The organism is Lysinibacillus sp. NPDC093190 (genome assembly GCF_050280425.1).
Taxonomy (GTDB): domain Bacteria; phylum Bacillota; class Bacilli; order Bacillales_A; family Planococcaceae; genus Lysinibacillus.
Genome location: NZ_JBNNVG010000010.1, coordinates 129817 through 141061, shown reverse-complemented (window position 1 = coordinate 141061; position 11245 = coordinate 129817). Strand labels below are relative to the sequence as shown.

Sequence of the window (11245 nt, the reverse complement as noted above, 5' to 3'; positions counted from 1 at the left end):
GATGTCCAAAATTTTGTTTCGTTCACCAACTCAAGGTTAGTTACTAAAAACTTTATTGATTACGTTTTGCTTGTTCAGTTTTCAAGGTTCATTTTGCAGTCGTTGTTTTTCAGCGACTTCTTTATATTAACATTTAACTCAATTCATGTCAACAACTTTTTTCGAAAAAGTTTTTTCATTTGTTGAGTTTTTTCGTTATGTCTTAGCGACAATTAATATAATACAATATCAACGAATTAAAAGTCAATAACTTTTTATAAAAAAATATCGAGGTATTTTTCATACCTCGATTACTACCATACTACAGTCCTTGCTCCATTTCTAGGGCTTCTTTATTTACCTTATAATGACGGTGGAATATCATTTCACTTTTCGCAACGATAGGTACAATTTGAATATAGTCCTTATCCACTAAATATTCTACAAACACTTCTAAATCAACTGAGTAATTCATGAGCTCATTATGATCGTGCAATTCCTGGATTGTCCAAGTCTCTTTTGTTTGCATTACTTCTAAAATATGTTGAGCGCCGTCCCGAGTACGTGAATGTATTAAAAACTCACTTGCTAAAAACAATAGTTCTAACCGTTTTTCTATCGGTTCATTACTTGTAACAAGCTCCTCATATAATTTATAAATCGCTGGTTCTATTTTTTTCACCTGTGCCCAAACAGTTACTTCAGGATAAAGTCCACTATCAATGATGGATAAACGGCCCAAATGATGTAACGAATCTACTACATGATTATAAGCATCGAGATAGCTACCCTTATCAAAGTATTCTTTTCCTTCTAAGTAACGTCGAATTAACTTTGAAAATTGAATGCCAGTTTTGATTTTACGACCACTAAACGGAAACTCCTGTAATTCAATTTTTAATTTGTGAAGAAATTCATTACGATCAAATAATACTCTACCAAAGAAAATCCAATCGACCACTTTTTTATTTGAGCCAATAAGTAGCCATTTTCGGATTATTTTCTCAGTAACTGTATGTAAAGCTACTTTATTTCCTTCATATAAGTAATGTTTCGTAAAGACTGGCTTTTCTGCTTCCTTTACAATAATAAGTAAGACTGTATCAAATGTATCTGTAACATTACTTTTTTCTTCGCGTTTTCCCACTAAAATAACGCCTAATGTATTCGACTGACTTGCACGTTCCTGGTATATCGGACGCAAAACTTGTTCCATGTTCAGTCCCCCTCTATTTGCTAGTGACCTTTTATCTTCATACGGTGGGTGTCACGGATTTTCACCGGACTCAATAACGCCAAGACGAAATTGATTTCGTTAAAATTTCGACATACTCTAAAAGTATTCCTTCTTTCCACGTTATCAAAGCTAAAATACTTTGTTCTTATATGTTATAGTAGATTTTAGATTGGGAGGCAAGATGAAAATGAAACCTTACAAAAGTAAAATTAATAAAATCCGTTCATTCGCATTAGCACTTATTTTTATCGGCTTTGTAGTTATGTATGGGGGAATCTTCTTTAAAAACAATCCTATTCTAGTATTAATTTTTATGACTCTTGGTGTACTTTGTATTATTGGTAGTACAGTCGTATATGCATGGATTGGACTGCTCTCAACAAAAGCTGTTCAAGTGGAATGTCCTAATTGCCATAAGTACACAAAAATATTAGGTCGTGTAGATATGTGTATGTACTGCAATGAACCGTTAACGCTGGATCCAACTCTAGAAGGAAAAGAGTTCGACCAATCTTATAATAAGACAAAAAATTCCTAGCCCGATAAGAGCTAGGAATTTTTTATTGTACTTTTGCAGATACACCTTTACACGATGGGCAAGTGCCGTAAATTTCCAAACGATGCGAATGCACATCAAAGCCTGTTACTTGTGATGCAAAATGTTCAATTTCGTCGAGACCAGGATAATGGAAGTCGACTATTGTTCCACAGCATTCACAAATCATATGATAATGATCGTTTGTAACGAAATCAAAGCGACTTGAAGCATCACCAAAAGTTAGTTCTTTTACTAGACCAACTTCACGAAATACGCGAAGGTTATTATAGACGGTCGCTACACTCATATTTGGGAATTTCCCTTCAAGTGCTTTATAAATTTCATCGGCAGTTGGATGTGCCATTGTTTGAATTAAATATTCCAAAATAGCATGACGCTGAGGAGTAATACGAACACCAGTTGTTTTTAACGTGTCAAGTGCATCCTGTAAATGCGTTTCAGACATCGTCATGCACCTCTTCCATAAAGATTATTAATTTATAATTGTTATAATTAGTGTATCGAATTAAGCTTACTTCTGTCAACAATCATACACATTTCAGTTTAATTAGGATTAATTCAATAACCTCTTGATAAATCCATCATATTTTCTAAATCCGTTTCACCACGTAACCACTTCTCTAAACTTGGCTTAAAGATTTCTAAGCTGCGTTCAACATAGCGAGATGAGTGACTTGAAATATGTGGAGACACCATGACATTCGAAAAAGTCCATAAAGGATGATTCTCAGCTAAAGGCTCTTGTTCAAATACATCTAAAACAGCATAACCTATTTCACCTGCTTGAATGGCATGTATCAAAACGTTTTCCTCTACTAAGTTTCCACGACCAAAATTCATGAAAATGGCATCATTTTTCATCGCTTTAAAATGTTGTTCTTTCAATAAATGTGTCGTCTCTTCTGTTTTAGGTAATACAGAAATGACAATATCGGCCTTAGGTAAAGCTTCGATTAGTTGATCGAAGCTTACCATCTCATTCATATATGCAGCTTCGTTCCCTGAACGGTTACAGCCAATTGTCACAACACCAAATGCTTGCAATAAGCGACCTACTTCCGAGCCAATAGCTCCAGGTCCTAAAATAAGTGCTGTACTATCCCGCAACTCAGTTTGTTTCGCTTTTTTTGACCATTCGCTTTTCTTCTGCTGTTCATACATCCAAGGTAGTGCACGCTTAATCGCTAAAATATGGGCAAGTATTGATTCTGCCATTGGTGTTTTATGAATGCCACGTACATTCGAAACTAATATCCCTCGTTCAACAATGGCCTGAGCTGGCATTTTTTCGATCCCCGCTGAAGCTACAAATATCCATTTAAGCTTTGTCGCATACTGCATATTTTCATCATTTAAATCTTCACCATATGTGACAAGCACATCCGCTTGTTGTAACTCATCGTTTGATAAGCCATTTTCAAAAATAAAATCAACTTGTGGAAATTCTGCTACAAGTGGTTCACGTAAATTTGGTCTTGGTTCAAACGTAAAATAAATTCTCATTGACTCACCTCCCATTCTGCTAAATATGTATATACTTCTTCAATATGATTTTTCACACGTACTTTACGCCAAGCCTTTATGAGATTTCCTTCTGTATCAATTAAAAATGTCGAACGTTCTATCCCCATATATTCACGTCCATACATCTTCTTAAGCACCCACACGCCATACGCTTCTGCTACGGCATGACCCTCATCCACTAATAGCGAGAATGGTAATCCATGTTTATCTATAAATTTGGTATGTTTTTTTGCATCGTCAGGACTAATGCCAAGTACAACTGCATTTAATTTACTGAAATCCTCGTGCTTATCACGGAAGTCACAAGCTTCCGTCGTACAGCCTGGTGTCATATCTTTAGGATAAAAATATAAAATAACATTTTGTCCTTTGAAATCCGCTAACTTTACTGTTTCTCCTTTTTCATTTATAAGGGAAAAATCAGGTGCTTTTTTACCTTCTATTAAAGCCATATCAATCTCCTCCTCTGTACGCTCTATTTTACTCTAAATAGTAAAACAAATCATATCCCTTAATTTCTTTGGATTTCTTGCACTGATAGGTCTACAATAGATGAAGTATAAAGATTTAGGAGGCAATATATATGAATCACACAAAATCTGAAGCAGTACACGCAGAAGCGCTACAGCATATCGTTGGTGGTGTAAATAGCCCTTCTCGTTCTTATAAAGCAGTTGGCGGAGGTTCACCTGTTGCAATGGCTCGTGGGAAAGGTGCTTATTTTTGGGATGTTGATGGCAACCGTTATATCGACTATCTAGCAGCTTACGGTCCAATCGTTACTGGTCACGGTCACCCACATATCGCAAAGGCTATTACACACGCAGCTGAAAATGGAACTTTGTTTGGGACTCCAACTGAATACGAGGTTACTTTTGCTAAAATGCTAAAAGAAGCAATCCCATCTATGGATAAAGTACGCTTTAATAACTCTGGTACAGAAGCTGTAATGACAACAATTCGTGTTGCACGTGCTTATACTGGTCGTACAAAAATTATGAAATTCGCTGGTTGCTACCATGGTCACTTTGACTTAGTACTAGTAGCTGCTGGTTCTGGTCCTGCAACATTAGGTACTCCAGACTCAGCTGGTGTTACAACTTCAACAGCAGCGGAAGTAATTACTGTACCATTTAACAACCCTGAAGCATTTACAGAAGCAATGGATAAATGGGGCGATCAAATCGCAGCTATTTTAATAGAGCCTATCGTTGGAAACTTCGGTATTGTAGAGCCTAACCCTGGCTTCCTAGAATTAGTTCATGCCACAGCAAAGGAAAAAGGTGCATTAACTATTTACGATGAAGTTATTACTGCTTTCCGCTTCCACTATGGTAGTGCTCAAACCTTATTAAACTTAACTCCTGACCTAACTGCACTTGGTAAAGTAATCGGCGGTGGTTTACCGATTGGTGCATACGGCGGTCGTAAAGAAATTATGGATACAGTTGCTCCACTTGGACCTGCATATCAAGCAGGCACAATGGCAGGAAACCCTGCATCCATGCAAGCTGGTATTGCCTGCCTAGAAGTATTACAAACTCCAGGAATTTATGACGAAATGGACCGTCTTGGAGCCATTTTAGAAGAAGGTATTCTGAATGCAGCCAAAAAACATGATGTAACAATTACTGTTAATCGCCTTAAGGGTGCTCTTACAATTTACTTTACAGATGTGAAAGTAGAAAACTATGAGCAAGCTGAAAACTCAGACGGCGAGATCTTTGGACGCTTCTTTAAATTAATGCTTGCACAAGGCATTAATTTAGCTCCATCAAAATATGAAGCTTGGTTCTTAACAACAGAACATACAGAAGCAGATATTCTTGAAACAATTAAAGCGGTAGATATTGCATTTTCACAATTGTAATTTGTAAATGTAAAGGCTAAATGCTTAGTAAGCAGTGCAATTTATAATAGTATCTAGATTATCTATAGCGATTAAATTTTAAAGACGACTCCCTTGCGAGTTGTCTTTTTCTTTAAATGACATACAAATCTATGTATTTTATGTGCACTTCCTTCTATAATGTAGAGAAGCATCAATTATGCAGCCTGAGTTCCTCTATTTCAGCGGATATTTGAACATCTGCTGAAAAGTAACTAAACCGCATTTAGCTCATCCCTATTGAGGTGGGAAACTTCTACTGAAAGAAGTTAAAATTTTAGACAGAAAGGACATCCATTTTCTATGAAATTAGGTGCCCGTGTATTTAAAACTGGTGTCGCCATCGTGTTTGCACTATTTATTGCTGAGCTGCTAGAGCTACCTTCACCTGTTTTTGCAGGAATTGCAGCCATCTTTGCGATTCAGCCATCTATTTATCGCTCCTATCAAACAATTGTTGAGCAAATACAAGCCAATATTATAGGAGCTACCATCGCGGTCATCTTTGGCTTGCTTTTCAGCCACCATGTAGTAGCAATTGGCATTGCCGTCATTGTTGCTATCGGTATAATGTTGAAATTTAAACTTGAAAAGTCATTGTCACTAGCACTTGTTACAGTTGTAGCTATTATGGAGTTTCAAGGAGATGACTTTCTTACATTTGGTCTTATTCGCTTTATTACCATATTAGTTGGGGTGCTAGCAGCATTTGTTGTTAATCTGTTCTTCCTACCACCAAAATATGAAGTAAAGCTTTTCCGTAAAATTTACTTTTTACAGGATGATATTATCCGATGGACGCGACTTGCTGTTCGCCAGGCATCTGAGCATACTTCTACAAAAGAAGCATTAAGCAAATTTAAGTCTCGTATGCAACGAGTTGACACACTGTATGATTTTTTTAAGGAAGAGCGTAATTACTTTAAAAATAAAAAGTTTGTAAAAGCACGTAAATTAGTTGTTTATCGTCAAATGATCACAACGTCAAAGAAAAGTTTAGAGCTACTACATCGTCTTCATAATCACGAAAACGAATTATCACAGCTACCGACGCAATTTCATATAATGATTCAAGAGCGACTGGATTTCCTGCTAACTTACCATGAGCAGCTACTATTAAAATATACAGGGAAATTAAAGCCCGAACATTCCGAGTGGAGTAAAAACATCGATTATGTGCAGCGTAACGAGTTAATGGAAATATTCATTAAACAGATCAGTTATGCACATGAGGAAGGCGATACAGAATTCTCTAGCTATCACTTGCTTTATATTTTATCGCGTATTTTAGATTACGAAGAAAACCTAGAGCATTTAGATACGCTCATCGTGTCGTATCAAACTCATCATGGTCATGAAATTAATGTGGAATTTGAAGAGGAATTTATTTAATAGGTTTAACGACAAATTGATACAATTCAATTTGTCGTTTTTTCAATTTCTCAATATGAAATTGTATATATTCCAAGAATTAAGTACAATGTATATAAATAGGTGAATGAAAGGTGATTATATTTTATGGTGAATTTAAGTAAAATCGAATTGACTAAGAAAGGTCAATTTGTAAATTTAACAAAATCTAATCAAGGAATTGGGGAAATTCTCGTAAATTTAAATTGGAATCAGCAAGCTGAGAAGAACTCAGGTGGTTTTTTATCTTCTTTATTTGGCAAGAAATCTAGTGGAGGTATTGATTTAGATTTAGGATGTTTATTTGAAATGACAGATGGTAGTAAAAGTTGCGTTCAAGCTCTTGGTAATGCATTTGGCAGTTTTCATTCTCCTCCTTTTATTGAGCTGGATGGTGATGATCGTACAGGTATGTTAAGCAACGGTGAAAATTTACGTATTAACGGAAGCAAGATTAGAGCGATTAAACGTGTATTAATCTATACCTTTATTTATGAAGGAGTTGCGAACTGGGCTGAAGCAGACGGTATTGTAACGATCAACTACGGAACGGGACCTAACATTGAAGTTCGTTTAAATGAACACCGTAATGGCAAAAACATGTGTGCCATTGCCATGATTGAAAATGTAAATAATGAAACGTTTAAGGTTGAGCGCCTTGTAGAGTACTTTAGTGGACATAAAGATATGGATAACGCCTATAATTGGGGACTTTCATGGCGTGAAGGAAGAAAATAAGGAAGAACAAATACGTACAGTGACTCTTTTTCACCGCTGAAATCCGGCCTTCTCACGCTATAATCATCTAAAGAAAAGAACATACATAAGCAATAAGATTCAAAAAAGCTGACAACATTTAAAAGAAATGTTGTCAGCTTTTTAATGTTTATGTCCTTAATGCCATCAGTTGTTTTTCCGATGCATTGCGTTGTGCTTGTAGCTCATTACGAAGTTTACGATAATTAGTAATCCCTAACATAATGGTATCCCATATTTCTTCGAGTGTTTGTGTCGTTTCAGATTGTTGAGCCATTAACATGCTTAATTGGACAGAATCATTGCTAGTCTCTCCAAATTGCCTCATACGAGTTTCAAAGGCTGTTAATGAATCATTTTGTAGCTTTTTACGCTTTTCATTGACTGAATCCATAATTCCCATTTTAAAAACAGGAATCGTTGTAAGAAACGAACTATTAATTTGTTCCATTAACTCACTATTACCAATACGAAGCATCTCAATTTGCGGAGCTGCTAATATGGCGACCATACGAGTTTTCTCCAACTCATCTATCTTTAATTTGATCATTTCAGCAATAGTTTGTAAACTATTTAGTTCCATTTTTGCAATCTGGTTGCCTGCTTCGCTTTGCTTTTTAAACATTGGTATTAACGTTGTTGTAACTTCATCCAATTTAATTTCTGTCGCTATTATACATTTTTCTAGTTCAATATAATACATCGAGTTCTCGTTATATAAGCGCGCAAGCATACGGTTATCATTTGCCAATGCCTCTTCCATACGTACAAATTGATAATGAATCTTCTCAATATCTTTACTCAAAATATTGTATTTTACATACAAATCCTCATCTTTTTTGACCGATCGTTTAAATAGCTTTTTGATAAAATTGGTTTCCTCTATTACTTCTTTTCTGTCAAATTTTGATATCAATTCTTCAAGTTGCTTTAATAATTCATCTGATTCATTTGTTTCTGATTTCGCCAGCATATTTAAAATTTGATCTGAGAAATATGACAGCTTTGCTGCAGAATCTTTACCCAACGCTATTAAATCCAGCTGATTTTTAATATTGATGCGATTTACAATTTGTTGTATCTCAGGACTTTTAAGTAATTGCTTTTTTGTAGCCTCTGCTGTTTCTAGTGTTAGTTGATTAAGTGTAATCGGTGCAATTGACATAGTACTCCTCCTTCCCAAACTATCAGAAAAAGCGATTAAATATTTTTTTTATCATTTTATCTGATGAAGGCTTTTGCTGCTTTGGTTCTTCATATTGTAAGTCAAATACCATATGCTCTAAACGATGTACATCAAAAGTATCTTCAAGTAAATGCTTTTCTAAATCTAGCTTACCTGTCGGATTAAAGAATACAATATCAATACCGAAGCGATTTAAAAATGCAAACAAAGTAATGTCTTCGCGCGATAATGCTGGTTGCTCTGGTGCTTGATATACTACTAGTTTCGGGACCTCCTGCGAATAATCAAAGCTATGTAACAAATGTAGTATTTCTTGAGGAATCATTGTCACTTGCTTAAATATAAATAATTGTAAATCGTATAATGATTCATTTGACTGTTGTTTTAATACTGGCTGTTCACATGAGGCTTTCATTGTATGTGCAATTGCATATTGTAACTCTATTGACAATTCGCCATATTGCCACCAATCGCTTTGTACGATGCGCTCTACCGATAGCTCACCATTAACTAAGCATTGCTTATAGTGAAAATGATAGTTGGCTCTACTAGTTTTCGTATATGGAAGCTCTTTCACAAACACAGTTAGCGGACTAACAAGGAGTTTATGCATATAATGCCAATACTCCTCCCGTATACTTGAAACACCACTAATTTTCGCGAAAATTACTGGTATTACTACTTCATTATTAATCACTTCAAATTTTGGTCGAACCATCGCTTTCTCATTTGAATAAATAAAAATATCATCGTAAGTCATACGTAACGTTAATGAACGTGGCATATGATCTTTAAACTGCCATGGTCTATAAACACCAGATTCCTGATTATACATTAATTGTTCAAAATGCTGACTCGAACGATAACCAACTGTAGCCTGACGATCGCGTAACTTTTCGGGAAAAGGCTGTAATGTTGTTTGATTAGCATAGGAATGCGTAATAGAATACGTATTTGTAGGATCTATATCAGCAAATTCATCAATTTTACCTGGGTGAAAAATTAAAACATCACAGCCAAGTTCCATCAATAGTAATAAAAAATAACGCTGGCTAATTGTTGTTTCACCATACCAAACAACCTTTGGAAAATCATCAGTCGGCTTCATGGATTTTGTCCATTGAATCCAATGATTTTTTAACCATTTAACCATATCAATTAAAAAGCGGCGGAAATCATCCGCAAGTAAGCCAAGGGATTGCTGGTTTTGGAAACGTTCTACAACTCGAATCATCGCAAGCTGTAAATGTCTATTCATAACAGCATCATCATGCTTCGGGATTAACTGATAACCATACATCATAGCAACCAATCGATTAATGGATAAACCTTTAGATGTTTGCTTATGTTGTATAAAAATATTTTGTAGTGCATGAAAATCCTTTTGCTCAATTTGCTTATTTAATTCTTCACTTAATATATGAACATTCGGCTTTTCTGCCAAATTATACAATTCATTAAAATAATCATCTTCCTCTAATGGCACACCTAATACACGTACAGTAATACGACTAAAACTTACTTGCTCAGGTCCTATCTTATACATTGCACGAATCTTAGGTGAATCTTGGAACTCCTGTAGCCAATCAACAGGATCGCGTTCCAAAACTGATTGTATTGTGAAGGTTTTCAAACAAACATCAACTCCTTGAAATCTTCCTCAGCCTATTCGCACAAGAGTAATACATTTACACCTACTGTGAGCTCACTACGAATCAAAACATTTAGATACGACAGTTGATAGCAAGCATAAAATGAAACTTTAGTCAGTGGGATTTTGATCACTATATCAGGCTTTTACAGGCAGTTAAATTAAATTCCCCACCTAATTTTTCTAACACACATAAACTTTAATAATCAATTATGCCTCGGCATAATTGCGTCCGGAATCGGCTTTGTTGCAAGTCGCATAACAGCTTCAAGCAATTCTTTTGTAAAAGCTTCTCCATTATTTGCTGAATATGTTGCATTTATTAGCACTTGGGGCTGTGTGTCTTTTAAATCTCCATGATGAGGTGTATAGGCTATATCTGCAATCGCTAGCATTCCATAATCCATAATAGAATCACCCGCTGCTAGGTGTACATCATATGTACAAAGTTGTTCTTTCATATATGTAATTGCTGCTTCTTTCGTTAACACTTTAGGCATAATATATAATTTTTTACCTTGTAAAAGTACATGCCAGCCATGCGTAGCAAATTCCCGAACGATTGCTTTTAATTCATCATGACGTAAAATATCATTATTAACATGATGTACATAGAATAATTCATCCATAAAAAATGAGCGCTGTAGCCATAAATCTGATTTTACGGTCTGAAAGTGCCTTACAATATCCTCTTTAGGTATGGCAGAATCTTCAATACGTTTACGTAATGTTTTTGTCCATTCTTCATATGGACGACCATTTTCTAATATTGTACCCCCATTACTAGTAATTGCCAAATTAGGGCCGATTTCTTTTATAAAATGAATACGTTCATATTGGTACAATGCACGTGTTGTTACAGGTACAAATATTGCGTGTTTATGTACCTGTTGTAATAATTTCACTGTTGACTCAGTCATCATGCTAATCACTTCATGATCTTTTTGTTCAACTATGACAGTTGCTGTTGCAGGTGGAAACTTGTCCATCATGTGCCTAGAATAAATTAATGTACGATCTAAATCAGATGTAAATAGTAGCATATTTTGTCTCCT

General features: G+C 35.5%; 11 protein-coding genes. 4 read left to right on the top strand and 7 right to left on the bottom strand.

What is annotated here, in order from left to right; genetic code table 11:
* Positions 1–301: 301 nt before the first annotated feature.
* The gene (locus ACQKOF_RS10615; RefSeq protein WP_427556424.1) at positions 302–1195 is read right to left on the bottom strand and encodes a nucleotidyltransferase-like protein; all 894 of its coding nucleotides are present in this window, start codon (positions 1193–1195) and stop codon (positions 302–304) included.
* Positions 1196–1403: 208 nt separating this feature from the next.
* Here ACQKOF_RS10615 and ACQKOF_RS10610 point away from each other — a divergent pair, with 208 nt between their 5' ends.
* Complete coding sequence (locus tag ACQKOF_RS10610; protein ID WP_370048222.1) at positions 1404–1754, top strand: YgzB family protein; 351 nt, start codon at positions 1404–1406, stop codon at positions 1752–1754.
* A gap of 22 nt (positions 1755–1776) precedes the next feature.
* Here the strand turns inward: ACQKOF_RS10610 and perR are convergent, their stop codons facing one another.
* From perR to bcp, 3 genes are all read right to left on the bottom strand, one after another.
* On the bottom strand, positions 1777–2220 hold the full coding sequence (perR, locus tag ACQKOF_RS10605) for a peroxide-responsive transcriptional repressor PerR (protein ID WP_427556421.1): 444 nt from the start codon (positions 2218–2220) through the stop codon (positions 1777–1779).
* 113 nt (positions 2221–2333) lie between these two features.
* On the bottom strand, positions 2334–3278 hold the full coding sequence (locus tag ACQKOF_RS10600) for a D-2-hydroxyacid dehydrogenase (protein WP_427556419.1): 945 nt from the start codon (positions 3276–3278) through the stop codon (positions 2334–2336).
* Entirely contained in the window at positions 3275–3751 is a 477-nt protein-coding gene (gene bcp, locus ACQKOF_RS10595; RefSeq protein WP_427556417.1) for a thioredoxin-dependent thiol peroxidase, read from the bottom strand. Before bcp ends, ACQKOF_RS10600 begins: the two co-directional genes overlap by 4 nt.
* A 131-nt stretch (positions 3752–3882) precedes the next feature.
* Between bcp and ACQKOF_RS10590 the strand changes: the two genes are divergently transcribed.
* The 3 genes from ACQKOF_RS10590 (at position 3883) to ACQKOF_RS10580 (ending at position 7335) form a co-directional block, all read left to right on the top strand.
* The gene (locus tag ACQKOF_RS10590; RefSeq protein ID WP_427556414.1) at positions 3883–5169 is read left to right on the top strand and encodes a glutamate-1-semialdehyde 2,1-aminomutase; all 1287 of its coding nucleotides are present in this window, start codon (positions 3883–3885) and stop codon (positions 5167–5169) included.
* 321 nt (positions 5170–5490) lie between these two features.
* Positions 5491–6579: an FUSC family protein gene (locus ACQKOF_RS10585; RefSeq protein ID WP_370048230.1), complete on the top strand. Its 1089-nt coding sequence runs from the start codon at positions 5491–5493 to the stop codon at positions 6577–6579.
* A 126-nt stretch (positions 6580–6705) separates the two neighbouring features.
* On the top strand, positions 6706–7335 hold the full coding sequence (locus ACQKOF_RS10580; protein WP_427556412.1) for a TerD family protein: 630 nt from the start codon (positions 6706–6708) through the stop codon (positions 7333–7335).
* 148 nt (positions 7336–7483) lie between these two features.
* Here ACQKOF_RS10580 and ACQKOF_RS10575 read toward each other — a convergent pair whose 3' ends face one another.
* The 3 genes from ACQKOF_RS10575 to ACQKOF_RS10565 form a co-directional block, all read right to left on the bottom strand.
* On the bottom strand, positions 7484–8518 hold the full coding sequence (locus ACQKOF_RS10575) for a toxic anion resistance protein (RefSeq protein WP_427556409.1): 1035 nt from the start codon (positions 8516–8518) through the stop codon (positions 7484–7486).
* Between the two features lie 22 nt (positions 8519–8540).
* The gene (locus ACQKOF_RS10570) at positions 8541–10172 is read right to left on the bottom strand and encodes a YceG family protein (protein WP_427556406.1); all 1632 of its coding nucleotides are present in this window, start codon (positions 10170–10172) and stop codon (positions 8541–8543) included.
* Between the two features lie 224 nt (positions 10173–10396).
* Complete coding sequence (locus tag ACQKOF_RS10565; protein WP_427556404.1) at positions 10397–11233, bottom strand: HAD family hydrolase; 837 nt, start codon at positions 11231–11233, stop codon at positions 10397–10399.
* Positions 11234–11245: the final 12 nt, after the last annotated feature.

Excerpts from the sequence above, each read along its gene's own strand:
- ACQKOF_RS10615 (WP_427556424.1), bottom strand. The coding sequence starts at position 1,195 with ATGGAACAAGTTTTGCGTCCGATATACCAGGAACGTGCAAGTCAGTCG.
- ACQKOF_RS10610 (WP_370048222.1), top strand. The coding sequence starts at position 1,404 with ATGAAACCTTACAAAAGTAAAATTAATAAAATCCGTTCATTCGCATTA.
- perR (WP_427556421.1), bottom strand. The coding sequence starts at position 2,220 with ATGTCTGAAACGCATTTACAGGATGCACTTGACACGTTAAAAACAACT.
- ACQKOF_RS10600 (WP_427556419.1), bottom strand. The coding sequence starts at position 3,278 with ATGAGAATTTATTTTACGTTTGAACCAAGACCAAATTTACGTGAACCA.
- bcp (WP_427556417.1), bottom strand. The coding sequence starts at position 3,751 with ATGGCTTTAATAGAAGGTAAAAAAGCACCTGATTTTTCCCTTATAAAT.
- ACQKOF_RS10590 (WP_427556414.1), top strand. The coding sequence starts at position 3,883 with ATGAATCACACAAAATCTGAAGCAGTACACGCAGAAGCGCTACAGCAT.
- ACQKOF_RS10585 (WP_370048230.1), top strand. The coding sequence starts at position 5,491 with ATGAAATTAGGTGCCCGTGTATTTAAAACTGGTGTCGCCATCGTGTTT.
- ACQKOF_RS10580 (WP_427556412.1), top strand. The coding sequence starts at position 6,706 with ATGGTGAATTTAAGTAAAATCGAATTGACTAAGAAAGGTCAATTTGTA.
- ACQKOF_RS10575 (WP_427556409.1), bottom strand. The coding sequence starts at position 8,518 with ATGTCAATTGCACCGATTACACTTAATCAACTAACACTAGAAACAGCA.
- ACQKOF_RS10565 (WP_427556404.1), bottom strand. The coding sequence starts at position 11,233 with ATGCTACTATTTACATCTGATTTAGATCGTACATTAATTTATTCTAGG.